The organism is Paenibacillus sp. FSL H7-0350 (genome assembly GCF_038593195.1).
GTDB lineage: Bacteria > Bacillota > Bacilli > Paenibacillales > Paenibacillaceae > Paenibacillus_AQ.
On record NZ_CP151972.1, the window covers coordinates 654,585 to 679,609 of the forward strand.

The 25,025-nt window shown below is 53.4% G+C and carries 20 protein-coding genes; 17 read left to right on the top strand and 3 right to left on the bottom strand.

Annotated elements, in window-relative coordinates:
• The first annotated feature begins 84 nt into the window (after positions 1 to 84).
• Genes NYE24_RS03125 through NYE24_RS03155 form a run of 7 tightly spaced genes read left to right on the top strand, consistent with a single transcriptional unit; the run spans position 85 to position 7,280 of the window.
• Positions 85 to 1,683, top strand: a complete 1,599-nt coding sequence (locus tag NYE24_RS03125; protein WP_342478010.1) for an ABC transporter substrate-binding protein — start codon at positions 85 to 87, stop codon at positions 1,681 to 1,683.
• Entirely contained in the window at positions 1,680 to 2,669 is a 990-nt protein-coding gene (locus NYE24_RS03130) for an ABC transporter permease (protein WP_076153913.1), read from the top strand. The genes NYE24_RS03125 and NYE24_RS03130 overlap by 4 nt, the downstream gene beginning before the upstream one ends.
• Complete coding sequence (locus tag NYE24_RS03135) at positions 2,666 to 3,535, top strand: ABC transporter permease (RefSeq protein WP_342478011.1); 870 nt, start codon at positions 2,666 to 2,668, stop codon at positions 3,533 to 3,535. Before NYE24_RS03130 ends, NYE24_RS03135 begins: the two co-directional genes overlap by 4 nt.
• A complete protein-coding gene (locus NYE24_RS03140; RefSeq protein WP_076153911.1) occupies positions 3,532 to 4,296 on the top strand; it encodes an ABC transporter ATP-binding protein in 765 nt (254 codons plus the stop codon). The genes NYE24_RS03135 and NYE24_RS03140 overlap by 4 nt, the downstream gene beginning before the upstream one ends.
• Complete coding sequence (locus NYE24_RS03145) at positions 4,287 to 5,039, top strand: ATP-binding cassette domain-containing protein (protein WP_076153910.1); 753 nt, start codon at positions 4,287 to 4,289, stop codon at positions 5,037 to 5,039. The genes NYE24_RS03140 and NYE24_RS03145 overlap by 10 nt, the downstream gene beginning before the upstream one ends.
• 25 nt (positions 5,040 to 5,064) lie before the next feature.
• Positions 5,065 to 6,129 (top strand): aminotransferase class V-fold PLP-dependent enzyme, encoded by a 1,065-nt coding sequence (locus NYE24_RS03150; RefSeq protein WP_036693899.1) that lies wholly within the window; start codon positions 5,065 to 5,067, stop codon positions 6,127 to 6,129.
• Complete coding sequence (locus NYE24_RS03155) at positions 6,126 to 7,280, top strand: amidohydrolase family protein (protein ID WP_342478012.1); 1,155 nt, start codon at positions 6,126 to 6,128, stop codon at positions 7,278 to 7,280. Before NYE24_RS03150 ends, NYE24_RS03155 begins: the two co-directional genes overlap by 4 nt.
• Positions 7,281 to 7,505: 225 nt before the next feature.
• Here NYE24_RS03155 and NYE24_RS03160 read toward each other — a convergent pair whose 3' ends face one another.
• On the bottom strand, positions 7,506 to 8,438 hold the full coding sequence (locus NYE24_RS03160) for a hypothetical protein (protein ID WP_342478013.1): 933 nt from the start codon (positions 8,436 to 8,438) through the stop codon (positions 7,506 to 7,508).
• 167 nt (positions 8,439 to 8,605) lie between these two features.
• On the opposite strand from NYE24_RS03160, the gene NYE24_RS03165 reads away from it, so the two are divergent.
• Together NYE24_RS03165 and NYE24_RS03170 are read left to right on the top strand one after the other, a co-directional pair.
• On the top strand, positions 8,606 to 9,457 hold the full coding sequence (locus tag NYE24_RS03165) for an HAD family hydrolase (RefSeq protein ID WP_342478014.1): 852 nt from the start codon (positions 8,606 to 8,608) through the stop codon (positions 9,455 to 9,457).
• A gap of 300 nt (positions 9,458 to 9,757) precedes the next feature.
• Positions 9,758 to 11,239: an Lsa family ABC-F type ribosomal protection protein gene (locus tag NYE24_RS03170; protein WP_342478015.1), complete on the top strand. Its 1,482-nt coding sequence runs from the start codon at positions 9,758 to 9,760 to the stop codon at positions 11,237 to 11,239.
• 8 nt (positions 11,240 to 11,247) lie between these two features.
• Here NYE24_RS03170 and NYE24_RS03175 read toward each other — a convergent pair whose 3' ends face one another.
• Positions 11,248 to 12,165 (bottom strand): AraC family transcriptional regulator, encoded by a 918-nt coding sequence (locus tag NYE24_RS03175; protein ID WP_342478016.1) that lies wholly within the window; start codon positions 12,163 to 12,165, stop codon positions 11,248 to 11,250.
• A 178-nt stretch (positions 12,166 to 12,343) separates the two neighbouring features.
• Here NYE24_RS03175 and NYE24_RS03180 point away from each other — a divergent pair, with 178 nt between their 5' ends.
• The 8 genes from NYE24_RS03180 (at position 12,344) to NYE24_RS03215 (ending at position 23,918) form a co-directional block, all read left to right on the top strand.
• Positions 12,344 to 13,324 (top strand): aldo/keto reductase, encoded by a 981-nt coding sequence (locus tag NYE24_RS03180; protein ID WP_342478017.1) that lies wholly within the window; start codon positions 12,344 to 12,346, stop codon positions 13,322 to 13,324.
• 235 nt (positions 13,325 to 13,559) lie between these two features.
• The gene (locus tag NYE24_RS03185) at positions 13,560 to 14,453 is read left to right on the top strand and encodes an ABC transporter permease subunit (protein ID WP_342478018.1); all 894 of its coding nucleotides are present in this window, start codon (positions 13,560 to 13,562) and stop codon (positions 14,451 to 14,453) included.
• A gap of 6 nt (positions 14,454 to 14,459) precedes the next feature.
• Positions 14,460 to 15,356: a carbohydrate ABC transporter permease gene (locus tag NYE24_RS03190; protein ID WP_036693886.1), complete on the top strand. Its 897-nt coding sequence runs from the start codon at positions 14,460 to 14,462 to the stop codon at positions 15,354 to 15,356.
• A 64-nt stretch (positions 15,357 to 15,420) separates the two neighbouring features.
• A complete protein-coding gene (locus NYE24_RS03195) occupies positions 15,421 to 17,109 on the top strand; it encodes a hypothetical protein (RefSeq protein WP_342478019.1) in 1,689 nt (562 codons plus the stop codon).
• A 62-nt stretch (positions 17,110 to 17,171) separates the two neighbouring features.
• A complete protein-coding gene (locus NYE24_RS03200) occupies positions 17,172 to 18,959 on the top strand; it encodes a sensor histidine kinase (protein ID WP_342478020.1) in 1,788 nt (595 codons plus the stop codon).
• A 1-nt stretch (position 18,960) separates the two neighbouring features.
• Positions 18,961 to 20,562: a response regulator gene (locus NYE24_RS03205; RefSeq protein ID WP_342478021.1), complete on the top strand. Its 1,602-nt coding sequence runs from the start codon at positions 18,961 to 18,963 to the stop codon at positions 20,560 to 20,562.
• Between the two features lie 11 nt (positions 20,563 to 20,573).
• Positions 20,574 to 23,384, top strand: a complete 2,811-nt coding sequence (locus NYE24_RS03210; protein ID WP_342478022.1) for a glycoside hydrolase family 2 TIM barrel-domain containing protein — start codon at positions 20,574 to 20,576, stop codon at positions 23,382 to 23,384.
• Positions 23,385 to 23,597: 213 nt separating this feature from the next.
• The gene (locus NYE24_RS03215) at positions 23,598 to 23,918 is read left to right on the top strand and encodes a MazG-like family protein (RefSeq protein ID WP_036693879.1); all 321 of its coding nucleotides are present in this window, start codon (positions 23,598 to 23,600) and stop codon (positions 23,916 to 23,918) included.
• A 164-nt stretch (positions 23,919 to 24,082) separates the two neighbouring features.
• Here NYE24_RS03215 and NYE24_RS03220 read toward each other — a convergent pair whose 3' ends face one another.
• Positions 24,083 to 24,976: a LysR family transcriptional regulator gene (locus NYE24_RS03220; protein ID WP_036693876.1), complete on the bottom strand. Its 894-nt coding sequence runs from the start codon at positions 24,974 to 24,976 to the stop codon at positions 24,083 to 24,085.
• Positions 24,977 to 25,025 lie beyond the last annotated feature (49 nt).

Consider the following 25,025-nt stretch of genomic DNA (forward strand, 5'->3'; position numbering starts at 1 on the left):
AGGTCTGATCCATAATACAATCCATACTAAACATATATGATTTATAGGAAGGGTGGATCACACGTGATAAATTTAAAAGCTTCTATGAGAAAAACAGCAGGGCTGGGCACACTTGCGGTATTGTTCGTATCGCTGCTTGCCGGCTGCTCCGGGTCTGCTAATCCTGCGGATTCCAGTAATGGAACTAAGGCCAGTACGGCTCCAGCGGCAACGGAAAGTGCAAGCACAGCAGAGCCTGCAACTGGAGGCACCTTCGTGTATGGCCGCCCGGCTTCCGTAACCTCATTTGATCTGCATAACCAGATTACATCGAATAACGCATTTGCGATTGATAAAGTGTTTGAGTCGCTGGTTGCTTTTGACAGCAAAGGTGAGATTACGGATCAGCTCGCAGCCTCGCATACGATTAGCGAAGACGGCTTAACGTATACATTCGTACTCCGTGACGGTTTGAAGTTCTCGAACGGTACGCCGGTAACCGCAGAGGATGCGGTATTCTCTCTCCAGCGGCATCTGAAGGTTGGCGGTCCCCTGGCCATCTCGGCCAAGGTGGATACGGTGAAGGCACAGGATGAGAAGACACTCGTAATCACGTTAAAAGAACCCTACACCCCGTTCATCTCGGAGCTGTCGAACTTCTCGAACGGGATACTCCCGAATAACTTCGGCGGCGTAACCGAAGAGGAATTCTTCAAGAAGCCGGTAGGCACCGGGCCGTTCGTGATCGAGACATGGGACCCGGCAGGTGATGTTACCTTCACCAAGAATACTAACTACTGGAAGGAAGGCCAGCCTTATATCGACAAGCTTGTCTATAAGCTGATCCAGGACGACAGCCAGGCGATCAACCAGCTTAAAGCTGGAGCGGTGAATGCAGTTGAAGCCCTGTCATTACAGAATGCGGGTGAAATCAAGGACGGTGCAGACACTACAGTAGTGACGAACGGCAGCTGGGTGACAGAACAGCTATTCTTCAACACACTGGATAAGCACTTCTCCGATGTACATGTCCGCCGGGCACTGGCCCTGGCGCTTGACCGTGACGGACTCACCAAGGCCCTGACCTTCGGCTATGCGCAGACGGCGACTTCCCTGTTGCCGACAACGATTCCTTACAATGCCAATGATAAGATCAAGGCGCTGAGCTTCGATCCGTCGGCTGCCAAGGCAGAGCTGGCCAAATCGGCCTTCCCAGACGGCTTCTCCACCAAGCTGCTGGTTGCTTCCGGCAACAGTACCCGGGCCCAGGAAGCCCAGATTATCCAGGCTGCCGGCCAGGCGATCGGGATCAAGATTGAGATTGAATCAGTGGAGCTGGCTACCTTCCGCGAACGCTTCTTCGCTTATGATTTCGCGGCGATGCTGAACAGCGGTCAGGCGGATTCCCCGGAAGCGAACTCGATTCTGGCGTTCCAGACCGACCCGGAAGGCTTCAGCAAATCGTACTGGACGCATTACACGAATGAGAAGGTAACCAAGCTGCTATATGAAGGCCAGAAGACAGCTGACGGTGAAGGACGGGCTACCATCTACACGGAGCTTTTACAGACGCTGGCAGATGAAGTTCCTTACATTCCGCTGTACTATCCGGATATCCTGATCGGCGCCCGTTCTTCTGTTGACGGACTTGTGGTTCTGCCTAACGGCAGCGTCCGTCTGGAAGATGTCCGGCTAACTAAATGATGAAATCCAAGCTGACCCTGAGCGGTGCAGCTGGAAACAACGGTTCTTACAAGTGGCTGGCCCTAGCCCTTGTAAGAGCCTTACTTGTTATCCTCTGCGTGATGACGGCGGTCTTTTTCCTGATCCGAATGGTACCCGGCGATCCCGCCAAAATGATTCTCGGTGAATACAGCACACCTGAAGCGCTTAAGAATATGCACCACACATTGGGACTTGATCTCTCCTTATGGGAGCAGTTCACCCGGTTCGTGAAGCTGCTGTTCACTCAGGGAGATACCGGAAACTCTATTATTGCCGGCACCTCGTCCAGAGAGCTGATTGCAGAGCGTGCTCCGGTCACACTACTGCTGATTGTAATCGCCTCGGGCCTTGCGATAATTACAGCACTACTGCTGGCAACGGTTGCTGCCACCCACAAGGACAAGCTGCTAGACCATCTGATCCGCATTATTCCAGCGGTCACCCTCGGGATGCCGGTCTTCTGGGTGGGGATTCTGTTCATTCTGTTCTTCAGCGTGCGGCTGGGCTGGTTCCCCGTAGGGGGAATCGGCGAAGGCTGGTCGGGTACGCTCCATAGTCTGGTACTTCCGGCAATCACGATTGCTTTTTCGCAGATTCCTACGCTGGTCCGCTCGCTGCGTGCGCAAATGCTGGAGGTGCTGGAATCCGAATTCGTTGTCACTCTCCGGGCAGCAGGAATCCCGTCCAGAGTCATCCTGTTCAAGCATGTGCTGCGCAATTCGGCGCTGCCGACGCTGATGCTGCTTGGAGTGAATGTGTCCTACCTGATCGGAGGAACGCTCGTTGTGGAGCAGGTCTTCGGCATCAAGGGCATAGGCAGCCTGCTGTTCACCTCTATCTCGAACAGGGATTTCCCGGTGATTCAGGGGATTGCGCTCTATTGTGCGCTGGCTGTTGTAATCATCAGTCTGCTGATTGAAATTATCTCCGGGTGGCTTGATCCCAGAACGAAGGGGAAATCATGAATACTACACAGATAGACACAACCTTACCGGACCTCGGGAAGCCCGCAAGCGGACTCCGAAGAGTACTTAACACCCCGTCACTGCTGATCGGGATCATTATGTTCGCAATACTTATACTGCTCGCCATATTCATCCCGTACTTAAGTCCCTATAACCCGACAGAGCAGAATCTGAGCGCCTTCCTGCAGCCGCCTTCCGCAGCCCACTGGCTCGGTACCGACCAGCTTGGCCGTGATTTGTTCACCAGACTGATCTATGCCGCCCGGACGGATCTGACGATCATGGGGCTGGCTGAGATTATTCCGTTCTGCACGGGCGTCATGCTGGGCATGATCTCGGGGTACTATGGCAAATGGACCGATAGAATTATATCGCTGATCACGGACACTTTTATTGCCTTTCCGTTCTATCTGATCGTTATCATCGTGGCCTTCGCCAGCGGGGCAGGGGAGCGCGGAATCTATATTACCTTCATTCTGGTAGGCTGGATTGTATTCGCCCGTGTGGTCAGAGGACTGAGTGCTTCCTTCCGGAAGCAGGAATGGATCGCCTCGGCGCAGACACTTGGTCTGCCTGGATACCGTATCCTTCTGCGCCATCTTCTGCCGAATGTATTGCCGCAAGCCGTTGTCGTGCTGATGACGGATATGATCGGACTCTTGGTAGCCATTGTTACGCTGGGTTATCTGGGCATCGGAATTGCCCCGCCTACGCCGGATTGGGGAACGATGATCGCAGACGGACAACCCTTCATTACCACAGCCTGGTGGCTGTCGGCGGTTCCCGGCTTCGCAGTCGTGTACACGGGAATTGCGTTGTCTCTTCTGGGAGACGGACTGGCCGATATCTGGAGGAGAAAAGGATGACAACACAATCTGTACTTGAACTCGAAGAACTGACACTCACGGCCCCGTCCACAGAAATTCTGGTCAACAGTGTCAGCTTCTCCCTTGAACACGGCGAAAGCCTGGGACTAGTGGGCGAATCCGGCTCAGGCAAATCGCTGACGCTGCGGGCCATTCTCGGCCTGCTTCCGCGTGGTGTGGAGCAGACCGGGGGAGCGGTCCGCAGCAAGGTAAGCAGTGCAATGGTGTTCCAGGACCCCAGAGGAGCGCTGGACCCGCTCTGCCCGGTAGTGAAGCAACTGACCGAGGTTGTATATTACAGACAGAGAACCAGCCATAAGGCTGCGCGGCGCATCGCCCTGGAACTGCTTGAGCGGCTCGGTCTCCCAGATTCGCTGAAGACAAAAGACCGCTATCCGGGGCAGCTCTCCGGCGGCCAGTGCCAGCGTATCGTCATTGCTCTGGCGCTGGCCTGCAAGCCGGGCATTCTACTCTGTGATGAGCCGACCACCGCGCTGGATGTGACGGTTCAGCGCCAGATTATAGATACGATTACGAGTCTACAGCAAGAGCTGGGCTTCGCTATGGTCTTTGTGACCCACAACCTGGCAATCGCAGCCAATCTCTGCTCCAGACTGGTTGTGATGAAGCAGGGCCGGATCATTGAGCAAGGCGAGACGCATAGCCTGCTGCGGCATCCGGCTGAGGCGTACACACAGATGTTAATGGATTCGGTGCTCCCTCTGCCGGAGCTGGAAGGAGGCGGGGCCCTATGGAAGTAGCATTACAGGTACAGGATGTAACCGTCCGTTATGGCGGGTTCACCGCCCTCGATCAGATCCGGCTGGAGCTTGCGCGGCATACCACCCTGGGGCTTGTCGGTGAGTCCGGCTCCGGGAAGTCTACGCTGGCCCGGGTCATTGCCGGACTGATCACCCCGGATGAAGGACAGCTTCTGCTGGGTGCGGAGCTGTTAGGCAAGAAGCGGAGCAAGCCGCAGCATAAGCAGATTCAGATGATCTTCCAGAACCCGGATTCTTCGCTGAATCCCCGGCATACCGTCCGGGAGATTCTGGCTGAAGCCTTGCTGTTCCACCGGATTGTAGAGCGTTCGCAGGTTGAGCGCAGAAGTAAGGAGCTGCTTAGCCGGGTGCAGCTCGATTCCAAGTCACTGGACAGATATCCACATGAATTCTCAGGTGGACAACGCCAGCGGATCGCTATTGCCCGCGCGCTTAGCGTGGAGCCTAGCCTGCTGATCGCCGATGAGCCTACAAGCGCACTGGATGTCTCGGTGCAGCGCAGCGTGCTTGAGCTATTCCATACGCTGCAAGCCGAGCTTAATCTTACGATGCTGTTCATCTCCCATGATCTGGGAGTCATTCATGCCGTCAGCGATACCGTCGCTGTCATGCGTCAGGGGCAGCTGGTCGAAGTGAACGCCAAGGATGAATTCTTCGTCCGGCCCCAGCATGAATACAGCCGTGAGCTACTGTCTGCGGTACCCAAGATGCCGCAATATTGAACATTCAACACATCAGGAGGATTATATGAACCGTCAAACAACAGGATTCGTACCATTGACGCTATCTGAACTGGACACATTAACACAGCAGCTGTCCCGGCTATTAGGGACACAGCATCCTCCGGTAATCATTCCGGGGGAGGCGATTCTAGGCATTGAGGCGGTAGCAGCAGGAATTGCAGCACCGGGACGTACGATTCTGAACGTAGTAACCGGACCTTACGGCAGCTTGTTCGGAGAGTGGCTTACGCGCGGCGGAGCTACAGTGGCGGAAGTGAAGGTTCCCTTTGACCAGGTGGTTACGGTAGAGGAGGTTGCCGCAGCGATTGAGCTGCACCAGCCGGTTGCGATTTCTTTGGTGCAGGCAGAGGTGGTTACAGGCGGCTCGAACCCTGCGGAAGAGATCTTCAAGCTGGCTCGCAGTCATGACCTGATTACGATAACGGATTCCGTGTCTGCTGTCGGAGGAGAAGCGTTGTCTGTGGATGAGTGGGCAGTGGATTTCGCTGTAATGGGTGCGCAAAAAGCGCTCGCCGGTCCTAACGGAATCAGCGCGGTCAGTATTTCTCCACGCGGCTGGGCCTTCCTGGAGTCGAACGAACGGGCTCCGCGCAATTCCATTCTGTCCTTGCTGGATCTGCAGCCGTCACAGGATGGCGCAGCGCCGCTCCGCGTCCCGCCGAATATTCCGGTCCTGGAAGCCAGAGCCCTGATCGAAGCCCTGGAGGCTGTTGCCGAAGAGGGGCTGTCACAAGTGATTCAACGGCATGAACGCGCAGCGGCCTCTGCTGTCGCCGGGATCGCGGAGCTTGGGCTTACCCCTTGGCAGAAGGACAGCAGACATTATTCCACGCTGACTACGACTGTCCGGATTGACGAGCAGCCGCTTCTGCTGATCAAGCAGCCTATCGGTATCGTAGCTCCAGGGGACGGGGAGTTATTCGGTCAACTGCTGCGGATGAACCATTTCGGAAGTAATGCCAGCCGCGAGAGTGTGGAAGCAGCGGTACAGACGCTGGCCAGACTGCTGAAGCTGGATGCTGAACCGGCAGTTCAAGCCGTCCGTCAAGTCTGGGGGGAAGCGGAATGATCCTCAAACAGCCGCAATTTCAGGCATACAATGGAATCCATATTGCAGGTATAGAGGGGAAACGCTTCGATATCGAGATTACGAACGGGCGGTTCACCGCCGTGGCAGAAGCGGGTCCACAGCCGGAACAGGCAGACGGCTCCCGGCAGCAGCAGCTATGGATCAGTCCGGGCATTCTGGATCTGCACACCCATCTGGCCTGGACTGACTTCGACCATGAGGATCAGCTCCGCCGGGACCCCCGCGAGATTGAGGTGATGCAGGCGGAGGCCTTCGCCGCTACCTTGCGAACGGGGGTAACTACAGCCCGCGATGCGGGCGGTATTCTGCCTGCCACGATCCGGCATCTCGTGAAGTATTACCAGCAGCCGCTGCGGGTGGAGACCAGCAGTGAAATGCTGGGAGCTGCCGATGCCAAGGGGATCAAGCATCTGGAGAACCGCCTGACGGAGATCTACGCGACCGGGGCAGGCTGGGTCAAAATCATGGCAACCGGAGGTCTTGGAGCACCGACCGAGAAGGTTACAGAGCCGAACTTCTCCGGGGAGGAATTTGTCTTCATCGTCCGTCATGCCCATGCGAACGGCAAGAAGGTTTTGGTGCATACCTGGGGCGGGGTGACGATTGACTGGTCGATCCAGGCAGGTGTGGAATCTATTGAGCACGGGATGTTCATGACCTGGGATCAGGCCGGAAGACTGGCCGAATCCGGCGTGGCTTACGTGCCGACCACTTCCATCTACCGGATCGCTGCCGATCCGAAGGGAGTGCTGGCGCTGCCGCCGGTCATCTGTGATCGAGCAGCCCGGGCGGCCGATGCGCACGCCATCGCGCTCGGATATGCCAGAGAGGCAGGGGTGCGGCTGGGCTTCGGCACCGATTACGCCACGCCTGCGTTGCATGGCTACAACCTGCAGGAATTCGACACCCTGCTGGACTATGGCCTGAGCCGTGCGGAAGCATGGCGGTCGGCTACAGAAGACGCGGCCGGGATTCTCGGAAGCGGCCATGAGCTGGGCCGGATTGCGGAAGGCTATATTGCCGATGCGGTCATCTACGCCGCCGATCCGTATCAGGCCAAGAATGCAGATCAACTGCGCACAAGCATTGTTACGGTCATTACCGGCGCGCAGGAGGAGGATTTGCTGTAATAGATGTGCAAAAAGGCTGTCCCTTCTGATGAAGGACAGCCTTTTTGCGGTCTGATGGCCCGAAGCCTACGTAGACGGATGTGCCAATGTAATCGAAAAACTGATCACATTGGGGCGATACGTAGGCATGTGATCAAATGTAATCGCAAAACCGATCATATTCCGCCCCCGCAGAGCAGCCCCCGCCTTGCACTCGCCAACGTATTCAATTCAAATTGTAACCATTTATAGCTCCGTATATTGCTTAACCACTTGATCCAGGTAGGATTCAAGCGCAGGCGTCTTTTGATTACCAAAAGTATTCAGAAGCGTTACCAGCTTGACCAGGATGTTCAGCACTTTGTTATCTCCTGTACCCTCCATCAGTGCTTGCTCGTAGGCCCGGCGCAGCTCAGGGTCGATTTCATTAGTATCGTAATCGTAGGCTGGGGTATTATCCGAGCCTAGCAGTACTAGGGGAACCGTATAGGATAGTTCATTGCGGATGGCCGCCGTCCGGTTCGACTTCGGATAATCCTGGACATAATCACTCATAATGGCCGCTCTGCCGATCAGCTCATCCCAGGTAATCACAATGCCGGCGTCGAAGGTGGACGGCTTGTTGCTCTCAGTGGCCATGATATCAATATAAGCGGCAATGTCCTTGCTAATATAGGGCTTGAATACCTTGAATCCTTCATAATGCATAACCGCATAATACATACCTTCGCTAGTCTCCAGCTTGTAGCCCTTATCCCATATTTCTTCCATCAGCTTGCGGACCGCAGGTGCTTTTACCCGCTTCAGGATCTCCGTATAGGTCATGTCGTTGTTAATTTCGGCATCCATTAGCGCCTTTTGCACAGAATCTGTGTATAGCTTCTCAGAGAACCGCTCAAGGCCCGCCTTCTGGGCATTCTCCAATTGAAGGGTCATTACCGTGCCGTACCAGGAGCCAACTTTGGAGATATGGTTCATAAGATATTTGCGTGCCTGCGCGAGGCTTGCGGGATTGCTGACATACTTGCGGAACTGGTTATAGACCGCCTGGGTATCCGATGTGGATGCCGAAGCTACTGGCTGTGCACCTGCAAACACTGTAACTCCTGCCAGAGTCAGAGCTGTACCGAGCAGCACCGCTCTTGCTGTTTTTGTTAAGGATTCTGGTAATGTTCTCATTATGTACCTCCCACGGGATAAGATGCGTGCTAAGATGCGCTATCCTATTTATTTGTACAAATTTAGGGTAAGTGAATCGCACGGCCCCTTCTGAAATAACGCTTGACTTGGAACGCATTTCATAACCTATAGTTCAGTGGAAGACTAGACAAAGGGGAGAAGAGGATATGAAACAGACCGGCAGAAAGATTATTTTCATCGATATTGACGGAACGCTTCTCATGGAGAATGGAATTGTCCCGGAATCGGCAGTGCAGGCATGCCAGCAGGCACGGAAGAACGGGCATTTGCTGTACCTGTGCACCGGACGTTCCAAGGCTGAAATCTATGATTATATCTGGGAGATCGGGTTCGACGGGTTGATTGGAGCGGCCGGCGGATATGTGGAGAGTCGTGGTGAAATGCTCTATCATAAAAAAGTGACCCCGGAGGATGCGAAGCATTTGATCGATTATTTTAACGCGAACGGGGTCGATTTCATTCTGGAATCCAATACGGCGCTTCACGGCAGCCGCCATTTACAGCCGCATCTGGAACGCAGAATCTATGGCGATTTACTGAATGATCCCGAAGCCCAGGAGAGAAGACGGCAATCGCCCCATCCTTATATCGCAACACTCACTTACGGGGACGAGGAGTTATATCTGGATGATGTCAACAAGGTATGCTTCTTGGAGAGCAGCCTGCCCTTTGATCAGATTCAGGAGGAATTACAGGACCGGTTCACGGCGATTCAGTGCTCCATCCCGATCTTTGGCGAGAACAGCGGAGAGCTTATGATGCCAGGCGTTCATAAAGCTGCGGCTATTGCCGATGTCCTGCAGCATTTGAGTATCCCGCTTGAGAGCAGTATGGCGATTGGTGACGGGCTTAACGATCTGGAGATGCTGGAATATGTCCAGGTGGGAATTGCCATGGGCAATGCCCGCGAGCCGCTCAAAGCCATTGCTGATGATATCACCGACTCGATCGAAGATGATGGCCTGTATAACGCCTTCCTGAAGCACGGACTGATCTGACTAACGGGTTGATCTCCAGGAAGAGCTGTGTTAAAATGCACTTAATTAAGCGACGGGAGTTGAAGAGTATCGTGCGGACATTTCTTGCGTAATGTAACCAATAAACAAGCGTTATTTGTGGCGCGCAATTTATGGTTGATATGCAGGAAGGGTCTGCCTCTTTTCACTCTGGTCCAAATATCCTTATTCAAGTCTGCCTGGAGGTAAGTACCCGGGAAACAGATTTGCTGTGTTTATTTGAGCTGCGGGAGGAGAACCTTCTTGCAGCTTTTATTTTTGTGAATACAGGAGGATATGTGTATGTCTTTAATTAATGTGAGCAATTTAACCTTTGCCTATCAGGGCACTTACGATAATATTTTTGAGAATGTGAGCTTTCAGCTGGATACGGATTGGAGGTTGGGCTTCACTGGACGCAACGGACGCGGCAAAACAACCTTTCTGAACCTGCTGCTCGGCAAATATGAATACAGCGGAACGATCTCCGCTCAGGTGGGCTTCGAGTATTTCCCTTATGCGGTTGCTGACCCCACGGCTCTTACCGTGGACGTCATGCAGGAGATTGACCCGGAGCTTGCGAACTGGAAGTTCATGCGGGAACTGTCTCTGCTGAAGGTGAGTGAGGATGCGCTGTACCGGCCGTTTGAATCGCTGTCGAACGGAGAACAGACGAAGGTGCTGCTGGCCGCTCTGTTTGCGCGCGAGAACCAGTTCCTGCTCATTGATGAGCCGACGAACCATCTGGATGTGAAGGGCCGCAAGCTAGTCAGCGATTACCTCCGCACCAAAAGCGGGTATATTCTGGTGTCACATGACCGGGCTTTTCTGGATAACTGCGTGGACCATATTCTGTCGATCAACAAGACCAATATTGAGATCCAGAAGGGCAACTTCAGCAGTTGGTGGGAGAACAAGTCCAGGCAGGACCAGTTCGAGCTGGCGGAGGATGAGAAGCTGCGGAAGGACATCAAGCGCTTATCGGACTCTGCCAAAAGAACGGGCGGCTGGGCGCATGAGGTCGAGAAATCCAAGAATGGCACCCGGAGCTCCGGCAACAAATTGGATAAAGGCTATGTCGGCCATAAGGCCGCCAAGATGATGAAGCGGTCCAAGTCGATTCAGCAGCGGCAGGAATCCGCCATCGCCGAGAAGTCGAAGCTGCTGCGGAATTTGGAGAGCGCAGACAGTCTGAAGATTGCCCAGCTTCCTTATCATAAGCCGCAATTGGTGGAGCTGGAGGACCTATCGATCCGCTATGCGGACATGGTAGTATGCTCCGGCGTTAACTTCACTCTGGAACAGGGGGACCGGATTTCCCTCTCCGGGAGCAACGGCTCAGGCAAATCAAGCATTCTGAAGCTGATCTGCGGCGGGGACATAAGCTATACCGGTCACTTCGCGCGGGACAGCCGGTTGTCTATCTCTTATGTATCCCAGGATACTTCGCAGCTCAAGGGCAGCCTGAGTGAATATGCGAGAGAGCAGGGGATCGACGAGAGCCTGTTCAAATCCATTCTGCGAAAGCTCGATTTCTCACGGCTGCAATTCGAGAAGGATATGTCCACGTACAGCGGCGGTCAAAAGAAAAAGGTGCTGATTGCCGCCAGCCTCAGCGAGCAGGTGCATCTGCACATCTGGGATGAGCCGCTGAACTTCATCGATGTCATCTCCCGGATGCAGATCGAGGAGCTGCTGCTGGAATATACGCCGACCATCCTGTTCGTGGAGCATGACCGCGAATTCTGCGCGAATATCGCAACGAAGCAGGTTAGGCTTGACTAAGCAGGTTATCAAATCTGTACCGGAAGCTCAAATTTCTCTTTCAACCGCTTGATGTCGGCCCGCGGGGGAGCACCAAACATACGGGAATATTCCCGGCTGAACTGTGAGGCGCTCTCGTAGCCGACCCGGTAGGCAACATCGGCTGCATCTGCAGACTCGGCTAATAACAGGCGGCGAGCCTCTTGCAGGCGCAGCTGCTTCTGGAACTGGATCGGGCTCATAGCCGTAACTTCCTTGAAGTTACGGTGGAATGCAGAGACGCTCATATTGGCGATATCGGCCAGCTCGTCAATCCGCAGAGCCTGTTCACTATGGATAATAATCTGTTCAATGGCTTCCCTGATCCGGTAAGTGCTGCTGCCTTCCATGGCAATCTGGGCCAGTGTTACTCCATAAGGGCCCTGCAGCAGTTTATACAGAATTTCCTTAGTATATAAAGGGGCAAGAAACGGGATGTCTTTGGGAGTATCGAGCAACCGCGTCACACGGAGGAGCGCATCCAGCAGGTCCGTGTCGATGTGCCCAACGAATAAGGCCCGCCGGGCATTCTCCCTGGGGAGAATCTGCAGCTGCGATTCATGGAGGACCTCTAGAATCTGGCTTTGCGTGAATTCCATTTTGAAGCTTAGATAGGGAACCTCCGGGGATGCCTTAATCACTTGTCCCACTACCGGCAGGTTCATGGAAGCCACCAGGAAATCAGAAGAGGTATATACAAAATGCTCCTGGGCCAGCATAATCTCCTTCACGCCTTGGGTAATGAAGCAGAAACACGGGTTATACACCCGGTAAGCAGGCTCACTCGCCTGGGAGTAACGGATGAATTGCAGTGCAGGCACGGCCGTTTCATGAGCGCCGTCCCGGCCGGTATGCCGCTCAATCAGCCGGCACAGCTCAACCTTTTGCGTTACGATTGCTTCAGTCACTTGAGAGCCTCCTTAGTTTCATATGGTTTCATTATAGGGCATATCCGGCGGGAGTGTTAATGAGCACGGTAGGATTAGGCAATCATTCGCGACTATTGTGATAACGCCAATCCTTTATCTGTTGCACAATAAGAGAGACTGTAATATACACTATTCTCAGGAAAGCAGGAACAAACGAATGGAATATTCAAAAATGGGCAATACCGGCCTTGAGGTCTCCAGACTGTGCCTGGGCTGTATGAGCTTTGGCGATGCCAAACGCTGGGTGCACCCTTGGGTGCTGGATGAAGAGCAGAGCCGGACGATGATCCGTACCGCACTGGACCTGGGCATTAATTTCTTCGATACGGCCAATGTCTATTCTGACGGCACGAGTGAAGAAATGCTCGGACGGGCTTTGAAGGACATGACTACCAGGGATGAGGTGGTGATTGCCACCAAAGTATTCTTCCCTATGCGAACTGGACCGAACGGCGGGGGATTGTCCCGCAAGGCGATTATGAGCGAGATCGACCACAGCCTGAAGCGGCTGGGCACTGATTACGTCGATTTGTACCAGATTCACCGCTGGGATTATACAACCCCGATAGAAGAAACGATGGAAGCCCTGCATGATGTGGTGAAGGCGGGAAAAGCCCGCTACATTGGCGCTTCCGCCATGTATGCCTGGCAGTTCCAGAAGGCGCTGCATGTGGCTGATATGAACGGCTGGACCCGGTTCGTCTCCATGCAGAATCATCTGAATCTCATCTATCGTGAAGAGGAACGTGAGATGCTGCCGCTTTGTAAGGAAGAGGGCATTGCAGTCATCCCCTACAGCCCGCTGGCTTCCGGCCGGCTAACCCGGGACTGGGCGGAATCTACGCTGCGCTCGGAAACGGATCAGGTACAGAAATCCAAATATGATGCTACAGCCGATAAGGACCGCCTGATTGTTGAGCAGGTGGCTGCCATTGCGGCGGAGCGCGGAGTTCCGCGCATCCATGTTGCACTAGCTTGGCTGCTGCAGAAACAGCCGGTCACTGCGCCGATTATCGGGGCGACGAAGCTGTCGCATATTACCGATGCGGCGGGAGCGTTATCCCTTCAGCTGACAGCTGAAGAGATTGCCCGGCTGGAAGAGCATTACGTCCCGCATGCCATCGTTGGAGCGCTTTGAAATTCTCCATTCAGCAGACAACGGAATCAGCTTCATCCATTAAGCGCGTGCCGGTATCATCCGGCATGCGCTTTTTGCTGCACAGCCACTTCTGACATACCCGTTATATCCATTATGCCTGCCTCTGCCCGTAAGCGCTCACAAGATCAAATCAGAACGATAGATATCCAACCGCTGTTATATAGGCGGGGGCAGGTAGTTCCTTTTATGATAGAGGTATCAAGGGGGGAGACAATTGTACAACAAAATCTACAAATACCGGTGGCAATATCTGATGATCTTGCCCGGGGTAGTCTTGCTGTTTCTGTTCAGCTATATCCCCATGGCCGGCATTCAAGTGGCCTTCAAGGATTTTCAGATTGGCACCTCGATCTGGGACAGCACATGGGCAGGCTTGGATAACTTCACATTCCTGGAAGACCCGCAGTTCCTGACCGTGGTCAAGAATACGCTGTACATTTCGGTGCTGAAGTTCATCTGCGGCTTCCCCGCCCCGATTCTGCTGGCACTCCTGATCAATGAAGTTACCCGGCCGGCGTTCAAGCGTTTTGTCCAATCGGTCAGCTATCTGCCGCATTTCTTCTCCTGGATCGTTGTTGCTTATATTCTGCAATCTTTCCTCACGCTGGACGGCGGGCTGGTTAATCAGTTCATCGGGCAAGCGGGAGGGGAGCCGGTGTTCTTCCTCGGATCGACCGAGTGGTTCCGTCCAATGGTTGTCTTCAGCGGCTTATGGAAAGAAACCGGCTGGAACACCATTCTCTATCTGGCCGCGATTACCACGATTGATCCGCAGCTGTACGAATCGGCGAAGGTGGAAGGTGCAGGCAAGCTGGCACAGATCCGGCATATCACCCTTCCCGGAATCATGCCGACCATCTCCATTGTGCTGATTCTCAGTATTCCAAGCTTAATTACAGTCGGAATGGATCAGATTTATCCGCTCATGAACTCTGCCAATCATAGTGTTGCCGATGTGCTGGATACTTATATTCTCCGCAACGGCTTGCAGCAGGGGTACTTCGGGATGGCGACGGCAGCAGGATTATTGTCTTCGCTAATCAGCCTGATCCTGGTCGTCTCAACCAATCAGCTGTCCAGAAAACTAAACGGGGAAGGACTGTGGTGAAGGCACATGAAAGCAAGCCGAGGTGAAAAAATAGCAGAATACATCATTATTGTGCTGCTATCCCTGTTATGCGTATCGGTGCTGTATCCGTTCCTCTACATGCTGGCAATTTCGCTGAATGACGGTGCGGATGCGGCCAAAGGCGGGGTCTATCTCTGGCCGCGCAGCTTCACACTGATTAATTACGAGATTGTGCTCGGCAATGAGACCATCAGGCATTCCTATCTCATTACAGTGGGCAGAACGATAATTGGCACTGTTGGCGGGCTGTTGGTCACCCTGCTGGTGGCTTTCGGCCTCTCCTACCGGGGACTGCCGCTGCGCAGCACGATTCTCAGTTACATCCTGCTGACTATGCTGTTCAGCGGGGGACTCGTTCCTTTTTACATCCAGCTGAATAATCTTGGCCTGATTAATACGTTCTGGGTGTATATTCTGCCGGGACTGTTCTCCGTCTGGAACATGTTCGTCATGTTGAAGTTCATTCAGGGCATCCCGGAAGCGCTTGTCGAGTCGGCGGAGCTGGATGGGGCTGGACCGGTCCGCATTCTATGGCAAATTATCGTTCCGCTATCGAAGCCTATGCTCGCTGCGCTGGGGCTGTTCACCGCAGTGGGCCACTGGAATGACTGGTTCGCCGGAGCCTTCTTCGTCACGAAGCAGAATTTGATTCCTGTGCAGACCTTCCTGCAGCAGCTGCTGTCGGCACAGGATCTGTCGGCCGTGCTGGGCTCCAACAACAATCAGGAGGCGCTGGCCCGCAGCTCGCAGCTACAGAATATTACGCTGATGTCGATTAAAATGTCTGTGGTGATGGTCAGCGCACTTCCGATACTCTGTGTGTATCCGTTCCTGCAGAAATATTTCGTCAAAGGCGTTCTCCTGGGGTCAGTGAAGGGCTGATCTCTAAGTTTAAAGGCCATAGAAACATTATGCAGTACAATAACCATATAGGGGGAGTATTCTAGTGACAATCAAACAAGCCCGGCTTGCAGCTCTGGCCATGACGGCGCTGCTGACTATCGTCAGCGGATGTTCCGGTTCCAATTCCGGCGGCGGAAATACGGCGGCAAACAACAGCGGTACAGGAAATAAGCCTGCTGCTACCCAGGCGGCAAGCGGTTCTACAGCCTTCAACCTCTGGCTTGGCTGGACGGCAACCATCAATAATGACAGCCTGGTGCAGAAGTATTGGCGGGAAGAGGAGCCGGGGGTGGAAGTCAAGCTGGAGGCTACACAGGGCGATGCGATGACAGCGCTTAACCTGAAGATCAATACCGGCGGATTTGAGGATGCGGCGATCTTCAGCCGGAACGAGACTGTGAAAAGCGCCATGCGGCGCTCCAAGCAGGTGCTGCCGGTGGAGCAATATTTCGACATGCCGGATAAATATCCGGGACTCGCGGCGATCCCGAAGCCCTATCTGGAGTTAATGAAGGACGAGGACGGCCATATCTGGTCGATTCCGACCTGGTTTGACCAGAACCCGGAAGAGCCTTGGCCGGGCTGGGCATCGCAGGGCTGGTTCGTCAGAACGGATGTGCTGGAGAAGACAGGCATGACTACAGCCGATCTGTCCACACTGGATGGGATTGAGACCTTTCTGAAGAAGGCCGCAGAGCAGAAAGACGCCTCCGGCAAAACACTGCTTCCCATGTCCTTCCTTATGGACACTAATGATTCGCTCGGGTGGAGTGACGAGAATGCAGTGTTGACTGCGTTTGGAGTCAGCACCGGCGGTAATGGCATTCAGAAGCAGGGGGATCAATTTCTCTTCGCTTATGATAATCCCAATTATAAGGCCGCTTATCAATGGATGAATAGGCTGTACCGGGAGAAGCTGATTGATCCGGAGGTAGTAACCAATAAGGGAGAGCAGTATATTGAGAAGAACAAATCCGGCCGGGTAGCATTGAATGTAGGCAGTTTCTGGAACATCAACGCTACTGCCTGGGAGACGCTAGATGGCCCTACGGAGCCAGGCTGGTTCTATGAAGTCATTCCTTTTCCGAAGGTTGCAGGGGTGGAGAAGCTGGGTATTAACCAGGTCACGAACCCGAATCCGGGGTATGATGTCTATATCACCCAGAAGACCAAGAACCTTGAGGCCATTCTGAAATTCCTGGATTACAGCCTGCAGCCGAAGGCAGAACAGCAGCAGGTGATGAGCGAGGGGCCGGCAGGAAAGTACTGGGACTGGGTTGACCAGCCGCTGGGCAAGTGGAAATTTACAGATGAAACGTACAAGACCGCGCGCAATTCCGGCGATGCCGCCCAGAAATCCAAAGTGACACCGGAGCTCTATATGACCTCGTCCTACAGTAATAAGTGGTATCCATGGTGGAATACAGAAGATGGCGGTAAGGCAGGCGCAGGCAAGACGATTCAGTTCACCGAAGCCATCGGGAAGATGGGCACCATCCGCGTAGCTGAGCCTTATGATCTGATCGAGGTTAAGCAGGGCGGGGTATGGGAGAAATACTCCCTGGAGCTGGAAAATATCCGCAAAGAATACCGGGCTAAGCTACTGATGGCGGGGGATGATGCCAAGTTCGAAACGGAGTGGAACGGGCTCCAGGAAGCGCTGGAGAAACGCGGACATTGGAGTGAAGTCAAGGCCGAGTGGCTTGGCAGATATGAGGAAGAAATATTTTAAAATATGCCGGAGCGCCCTTCACCTGAGAGGGGGGCTCCCTTTATAGTTCGTGGGAGGGCCATATGATCAAACAGCGCGTAGAGAAAGCAATTATCCGTATGACCCGGTCCATGAACCTGAGAGGCAAAATTGTCCTGTTCTACGGCCTGATTGTATTCCTTCCGACGGTGCTGCTTGCTGCGGGGGCAGGCTACCTGATGCTGCAGACCGTCCGGGCCAATTATATTCTGACCATCAGGGAAGCTGTCCGCCAGAGTGCACAGAGCATCGAGTTCCGCAAGCAGAGCTATGACCTTCTAGCTACGCGGACAGCGACAGATGGTGAATTGATCTCAAGAATAACGCGGGATTATACGGATATCACAGAACAGCTTGGCACCGTCAATTACGTGGACAGATCCTTCCTGTTTACAAGTAAATACCTTCCGGGTATTGAGAACTTTCGCATCTACCATACCAATGATACGCTGGTGCAGGACGGCGGCCTGTTGTGGAAGCCTGAGGGGCGGATGCTGTCCGGACAGCGTGAGCAAGACTGGTATGCAGAGCGGCTATCTTCTCAGGATAATCTGGTATGGACCAATGCCAAGGATGACAGGAACAAGCTTGTCGTATCCCACAAAATCCTTGACAGCAACGGGGAGGTACACGGGCTGGTCTATCTGCTGCTGGATTATAAAAGCGTGTTCGCCGAATCCTTCGACCATCCCTTTGACGGCGCCGGGGAAATGTATATCGTTGACGGCAGCCAGCGGATCATCGCCTCCTCAGAACCGTCCGAGATCGCTACTTCGTTATCCTCCTCCTCGTTAAGTGAATACTGGGGCAGCGCTGACGGGACTACCCGGACAAACAACGGAACGGTACTGATTACGGAGGAGATCAAATCTGGCTGGCGGGTTGGCGCACTTGTGCATCTGGACCGCCTGGAGGAGCAGTCGAGACGGATTCTGTATTACATCGCAGCGGGAATTGCGTTCTTCCTGCTGCTGTCGGTTTTCCTGATCATGATTGTCCTGAAGAATATCATCTGGCGGATCCACAAGCTGGGGAACCGGATGACGGATATATCGGAAGGATACTTCGAAGTAAAGGTGAAGAACCGTGACAAGGATGAGCTGGGTGAGCTGGAGGTGCTGTTTAACTCCATGTCCGGGCGGCTCGGGAAGCTGGTTGAAGAGCATACGGAAGCGCTGCTTAAGGAGCGTGAGCAATCCTTCCGGGCGCTGCAGGCGCAGATTAATCCGCATTTCATCTATAACTCGCTCAGCCTGATCCGCTGGCGGGCGCTGGATCTGCACGATGAGCTGCAAGTTCGCACGATAGATGCGCTGACGACTTTTTACCGGCTTGCACTGGGCAATCAGGTCAATGTAACCCGGCTGCGCGATGAGCTGGAGCATGTGAAGGCGTATATCGATATCCAGCAGCTCCGTTATCCGGGCCAGGTGTCGGTGGAGTGGGAGGTGGAACCGGAGATCCTTAATCTCTATACCATCAAGCTGATCCTGCAGCCGATTGTAGAGAACTGTTATCTGCATGGTGTCATTACGGCCAGGGAGCATGCTTTTATTCAGATTACGGCTGAACGCAGAGGGGATGAGGTGCGCATCCAGGTATTTGATAACGGGCAAGGAATTGGCGGGGAGAAGCTCGAAGAGATACGCGCCGGTACCTACAGCGGCAGTAGGAACGGCTTCGGCATGAACAATATCAGGGAACGTCTGGCGCTATATTTCGGTCCCTCAGGCCGCCTTGAAATCGACAGCGCAGAAGACGAATGGACGGCGGTAACCATCCATATTCCGGTCTGCATAGAACGTCCCGAGCTGAAGAGGAAGGAGGGGTAACATGCGTGCATTGATTGTTGACGATGAGCCTATGCAAATTCAAGGCCTGCTCAAGCATATCCGCTGGGAGGCACTTGGCTACAGGAAGCCGCTTACCGCCCATTCAGCGATGGAAGCGCTTAAAGTATTGCAGGAGAATAAAGTGGATGTGCTCATTACCGATGTGGCGATGCCCGGGATGACCGGAATTGAGCTGCTCGCCAGAATTCTGGCTGATTATCCGCAGCAGCAGTCTATGCAGGCGATAATCATTAGCGGCTTCGATGAATTTGAATTCGTGCAGGAGGCGATTCAGCTTGGGGCTAAGGCCTATGTGCTGAAGCCAGTCAAGACGGAGGAGCTGGAACAGAAGCTGGAGGCCCTCCGCGCAGCAGCTGAGAAGAAAAAACGGCTGGAGCAGGAAACAGCCCTGCTCAGAGAGAAGGTTACAGAGAGCCGGGAAGTGTTGTTGGAGCGATTCATTAATGATCTGACCGGAGGCTGGATTCACAGTGATGAACTGCTGGATTCATGGCGGCGTCTGCTTGATCTTCCGGCAGGAGAGTGGCAGGCTACGCTGTTCCTGTTCGATTGTGACACTCTTCACCTGCATCATAGTCATGATGCCAAGGAGCAGATTCTACTGGGTGAAGGACTGCAAAATGCGGTGAAGCTTGGGCTGGACGGCTTCTCCGGCGCTTATATCGGGACAGCGGGAGCAGGTGAGACTGCTGTGCTGGTTCTGGAAGCGGTTCCAGAGGTGCGGGCCAGGCTGGAGAAGCAGTTAAGCTTCATACAGGAAGTGCTTCATGAACAATATAATGCTTCAGTTACGGTCGGGGTCAGCAGAGAGGCGTGCAGCTGGACGGAAATTCCGCTCCTGTATAAAGAGGTGCGGCATATAATTGCCGATGCACGGCTTGCCGCATACGGGCAGATTGTATACTGTGACCGGCATCTGATGAACGAATATCACGACTTCCGGCTGCGTGAGGAGTATATTCCGGAAATCGTCAAGCTGCTGGAGCTGGGGGAGAACAGCAAGGCGTCGGCTTATACAGGCCATGCCTTTGAGATGATGGGCGGAGAGCCCATCTCGTTCTCTTATGTGCAGGCGTTCGGCATGGGACTGCTCAGCGAGCTGGCGCGCAAGCTTAAGCGGAATCAGGAAACGGATACCGAAACGAACATTCGGATGTGGCAGCGCTTAATTGACTGCAACGGAGTGGAGGAAGTGCGGAAGGCCGTTCTGGAATATCTCGCCCATTATACACAGCATAAGCAGAAGGAGCAGACTGCGCAGCAGCACCATCTGATCCAGCAGGTACGGCAGCATCTGGCCGCACATCTGCAGGAGAATCTGACGGTGAAGCAGCTGGCCGGGCTGTACCATCTCAATTCAAGTTATTTAAGCGTGCTGTTCAAAAAAGAAACAGGCCAGACGATCTCCGAATATGTCCAGGAAACACGCATGAATAAGGCCAAGGAGCTGCTCCGTGATCCTGGCATCAAGGTGTATGAAGTGGCGGAGCAGGTAGGGTTTCAGACGGCGGCTTATTTCACCTTTCTTTTCAAAAAGACCACGGGTACCACCCCGCAAGAGTATAGAGATTACTATTACTAGGAGTGATAATAGTGCTGTCAAAGATCAGCCTTGAAGGCGAATGGAAGCTACAGCTGGAAGAGAAGAGGAAGGGACTGGTAGTACCTTTTACCGATGTAATTATGCTGCCGGGAACTACCTCTTACGCCCGCAAAGGGCCGAAGAATGAGGAAATTCTGGTAGGCGCTCTGACGGATGAATACCGTTATGAAGGACCGGTCTGGTATTCCAGAGAGGTTGTGATTCCGGAAGAGCTGGCGGATAAGCACTGCTGCTTGTATCTGGAACGTACAAGGCTTACCACTCTCTGGGTGGATGGTGAGGAGATCGGCAGCCGTGACAGTTTGAATACTGCACATGTATATGAGCTGCCGCAGCTGCAATCCGGGAGTCATACGCTTACCATCCGGGTGGACAACACCGGCTATCCGACCAAAGGCGGGCATATGACCTCGCCGGACACCCAGACCAACTGGAACGGGATAACCGGCCGGATGGAGCTGCAGTTCTATGGAGAAGCCCGGATTAGCGGCATCAGGCTGGAGTCTGATTTGCCTGCACGTTCGGTGCGGATCTCGGCAACGCTGGAGAGCATGCAAGGTGCTACACTCGCGGTATCTGCCAGTAGCTTCAATAGCGAGACAACACATTCCGCAGAGGAACAGGAATATGTCATCGCACCGGGTCCGTTCACTATAGACTATTCACTGGGTCAGGGTGCGCTGCTGTGGAGTGAATTCGCTCCCAATCTGTATACTGTCACCCTTGTTCTCATGGGCAGCGATGGAATTCCCGTGGATCGGCAGGAGGTGATCTTTGGGCTTAAGTCATTCCGGGCCGAAGGCGATAAGTTCACCATTAACGGCGAGCAGACCTTCCTGCGCGGCAAACATGACGGCCTGATCTTCCCGCTTACCGGCTATGCTCCGACTGACGCCCGAGAGTGGGTACGGATACTGGGTATTGCGAAATCTTACGGCATTAACCATTACCGCTTCCATACCTGCTGCCCGCCGGAAGCTGCGTTCACTGCTGCGGATCTGCTTGGAATATACATGCAGCCGGAGCTGCCGTTCTGGGGCACGATTACAGTAGAGACGGACGAAGGGCATAATCAGGCGGAGCAGGATTATCTGATCAGCGAAGGGTATGCCATCCTGCGGGAGTTCGGCAATCATCCATCCTTCGTGATGATGTCACTGGGCAACGAGCTGTGGGGCAGTAAGGAGCGGATTGATTCCTTCCTTGCAGATTATAAAGCGTTCGATGACCGACCGCTCTACACTCAAGGCTCCAACAACCATCAGTGGGTCCCGGAAGTGCTGGAGCATGATGACTTCTTCAGCGGCGTACGCTTCACACGCGATCGGCTATTCAGAGGGTCATATGCCATGTGCGATGCTCCGCTCGGCCATGTCCAGACCTCACTGCCAGGTACAATGAAGGATTACGACGACGAGATTGTTCCGCCGGGCTTTGGGAGCGGTGAAGCCGGGTCCGCTGAAGCAGGCGGTGAGATCCTGATCCAGTACGGTACCGGAGCCAAGGCAGTACAATCCGGCGGTGAATCCGGTGAATGGATACCGCAGGTTCCGGTAATTTCGCATGAGATTGGCCAGTATGCTACGTTTCCGGATTTCGAGGAGATCGGGAAGTACACAGGCCCGCTGAAGGCCGGGAACTTCGTCATCTTCCGCGAACGGCTGGAGAGTAAGGGGCTTGGCCATCTGGCCGATGCATACTTCAAAAGCTCCGGCCAGCTCGCTGTCGCTTGCTACAAAGAAGAGCTTGAGGCTGCCTTCCGTTCCCGCCGGCTAGCGGGGTTCCAGCTTCTGGATCTCCAGGACTTCAGCGGCCAGGGTACAGCACTCGTCGGTGTTCTGGATGCCTTCATGGATTCCAAGGGGCTGATTAGCCCGGAAGAGTGGCGGACCTTCTGTAATGATGCAGTACTGCTGGCAAGATTCCCTAAGTATAACTACGCCGCCCGGGAGACCTTCGAGGCCCATGTGGAGCTGAGCTGCTTCCGCAGCAGTATGCCGGATGCCATCGAGCTTCACTGGGAACTCGCGGTTGAAGGAGGAGTTCGGACAACGGGCTCAGCCGGAGCCTTTATTCCTGCCGGAACCCACTACATTGACATTTGTGATCTGGCGGTTGAGCTTCCGGCGGTTGACCGGATGAGCCGTGCGGAGCTGGCGCTCCGGGTTCAAGGAAGTGATATCCGTAAGAGCTACGACTTGTGGATATATCCTGAGCACAGCGATAACCCGCTTGAAGCTGAAGGCATCCATGTGTTCACAGAGCTGTCTGAGAAGGCAGTCTCCCTGCTGGAGCAAGGCGGCAACGTGCTGCTGCTGCCGGAACCGCAGTCGGTTCAGAACGGAATTGAAGGCTATTATTGTACGGATTTCTGGTGCTACCCGATGTTCCGCTCGATCTCGGAGAGCATGAACCGTCCGGTTCCAATTGGTACAATGGGCCTGCTGATCGATAACCGGCATCCGGTGCTGCGCGATTTCCCGAGCGAGGCGCATTCCACTTATCCTTGGTGGACTATCGTGGAGCATTCCAAATCGCTTATCATGGACGAGGCGGACCGCAGCTGGAATCCTATCGTACAGACCATCGATAATTTCGAGCGTAACCACAAGCTGAGTTTTCTCACGGAGTGCCGTGTAGGTAACGGTAACCTGCTGTTGTGTGCACTGGACGCCGCTAAGGTAAGCGCAACTCTTGAAGGCAGACAATTCTTGACCAGTATAGCCGGTTATATGAATTCTACTGATTTCAAGCCCCAGTACCAGGCAACGATTGAAGAGCTTCAGGCATTGATTCGCTAACAGACTTGATAGAGCTGTCTCTAAGCCGTGAAGCGGCTATTGGGGCAGCTCTTTATTTAGATATTACTTCAGAATTCATATGCTTCGCGCTATAAATATTCCTTCTATAGAAAACAACCGATGAAATTGACTACATAGATTGTTAAGCTTCAGTATGGTATTGTTATTTTCGAGCTTTTGAGATCTAGTAATCTAGTTATACCGGAGGGAAATATGGATATTATTGAATTTCAGCAATGGGTTAAGGAATATTATAAGAATCGCAACTGGTCAGACTTGGATATCTTTGTCCGTATTGGATTTCTTGCTGAGGAAACCGGGGAGGTAGCTCGTGCAATTCGTGCACTGGAGATTGGCAGGGATCGTCCAGATGAGGTTGCAGGTACATTTCTAGAGAAAAAATCTGAATTAACAGAAGAACTTGGAGATGTTTTAGGAAATCTCATTGTGATCGCAAATAAATATGATATATCGCTTGAAGATATCCTAATATCGCATAAACAAAAGCTTCAGGCACGTTACGCAGAAAATTAAAATAAACAATGGTAGATGGCTGAATTGGCAGATGGATTTATTCCTCTTCCTGGAGCGGCAGTCTAAGCTACTGCAATTAAGCAAACCATATGTACCTTAACCAGGCGTGCACGGCAAACTCTCAGCGTGCAATGGGTTAAGGTATTAATGGTTTAGGGTATTACTTACAAGTTTAAGTCGGATACTTCTCTACTCTGCTGAATATACTCCATGAACCTTTTGGAGGCGGGGGACAGATAATGGTCCCGTCGCCATTGCAGGCCCACTTCCCATTCCCAGCCCGGTTCCTGGATGGGAATCCAGACCAGACCGTCAAGCATCAGTCCCAGCGTCTGTGGAAGCACGGATACGCCGAGCCCGGCTTTGATGAAGCCGGCCACAGTAATCAGATCCTCAGCATAATAGGTAGAGGCCAGCTCGAAATTAGTATTTTGGAAGAGGGAGGTGATTGTGTTCTTGAGTCCACAATTCGTTTTCAGTCCTACAAACGGCTCACCTGACAGCTCGAACAGACTCAGCGAGGAACGCGCTGCGAACCGGTGGGAGCTGGAGACCACAATATAAATCGGTAATCTGCGAAACACCATCCATTCCTTATTCTCCGCCGTAGTCTCTCTGGACGTAATCAGCATATCCGAGGTCCCGTTATCCAGCGCTTCGTCGATATCCCCGTGATTCCCCTGATACAGATCGAACCGCACTTTCGGATGATCTGCCTGATAGTCTCTGATAAGCGATGGGATCAGGTCCACGCCAAGAATATTCAGATAAGACAGATGAACGGTTCCACTGTCCGCATTGGACGACTCCTCAATCTCCCGCACCCCATTCCCGATATTGCGCAGCGCTTCTTCGACCCGCGAACTGAACATAACCCCATAGCGGTTTAACTGGACATTGCGGCCCTTACGCTCGAATAAAGGAACCCCCAGCTCACTTTCCAGTTTGGAAATCGCATGGCTCAAGGCAGGCTGCGTAATTCGCAGCGCTTTGGACGCAGAGGTCATATGCTCAAGCCGGGCTACGGTCAGAAAATACTCCAATTGTGTAAGCTCCATGCAGACAGACAGCTCCCTTTATATATTAATATTATTCATGAATTTAATG

What these genes read in the sequence shown, in the direction of transcription:
- NYE24_RS03170 (WP_342478015.1), top strand. Translation starts at nt 9,758, where the DNA reads ATGTCTTTAATTAATGTGAGCAATTTAACCTTTGCCTATCAGGGCACT.
- NYE24_RS03200 (WP_342478020.1), top strand. Translation starts at nt 17,172, where the DNA reads ATGATCAAACAGCGCGTAGAGAAAGCAATTATCCGTATGACCCGGTCC.
- NYE24_RS03145 (WP_076153910.1), top strand. Translation starts at nt 4,287, where the DNA reads ATGGAAGTAGCATTACAGGTACAGGATGTAACCGTCCGTTATGGCGGG.
- NYE24_RS03160 (WP_342478013.1), bottom strand. Translation starts at nt 8,438, where the DNA reads ATGAGAACATTACCAGAATCCTTAACAAAAACAGCAAGAGCGGTGCTG.
- NYE24_RS03215 (WP_036693879.1), top strand. Translation starts at nt 23,598, where the DNA reads ATGGATATTATTGAATTTCAGCAATGGGTTAAGGAATATTATAAGAAT.
- NYE24_RS03155 (WP_342478012.1), top strand. Translation starts at nt 6,126, where the DNA reads ATGATCCTCAAACAGCCGCAATTTCAGGCATACAATGGAATCCATATT.
- NYE24_RS03220 (WP_036693876.1), bottom strand. Translation starts at nt 24,976, where the DNA reads ATGGAGCTTACACAATTGGAGTATTTTCTGACCGTAGCCCGGCTTGAG.
- NYE24_RS03180 (WP_342478017.1), top strand. Translation starts at nt 12,344, where the DNA reads ATGGAATATTCAAAAATGGGCAATACCGGCCTTGAGGTCTCCAGACTG.
- NYE24_RS03190 (WP_036693886.1), top strand. Translation starts at nt 14,460, where the DNA reads ATGAAAGCAAGCCGAGGTGAAAAAATAGCAGAATACATCATTATTGTG.
- NYE24_RS03125 (WP_342478010.1), top strand. Translation starts at nt 85, where the DNA reads ATGAGAAAAACAGCAGGGCTGGGCACACTTGCGGTATTGTTCGTATCG.
- NYE24_RS03140 (WP_076153911.1), top strand. Translation starts at nt 3,532, where the DNA reads ATGACAACACAATCTGTACTTGAACTCGAAGAACTGACACTCACGGCC.
- NYE24_RS03150 (WP_036693899.1), top strand. Translation starts at nt 5,065, where the DNA reads ATGAACCGTCAAACAACAGGATTCGTACCATTGACGCTATCTGAACTG.
- NYE24_RS03135 (WP_342478011.1), top strand. Translation starts at nt 2,666, where the DNA reads ATGAATACTACACAGATAGACACAACCTTACCGGACCTCGGGAAGCCC.
- NYE24_RS03205 (WP_342478021.1), top strand. Translation starts at nt 18,961, where the DNA reads ATGCGTGCATTGATTGTTGACGATGAGCCTATGCAAATTCAAGGCCTG.
- NYE24_RS03165 (WP_342478014.1), top strand. Translation starts at nt 8,606, where the DNA reads ATGAAACAGACCGGCAGAAAGATTATTTTCATCGATATTGACGGAACG.
- NYE24_RS03130 (WP_076153913.1), top strand. Translation starts at nt 1,680, where the DNA reads ATGATGAAATCCAAGCTGACCCTGAGCGGTGCAGCTGGAAACAACGGT.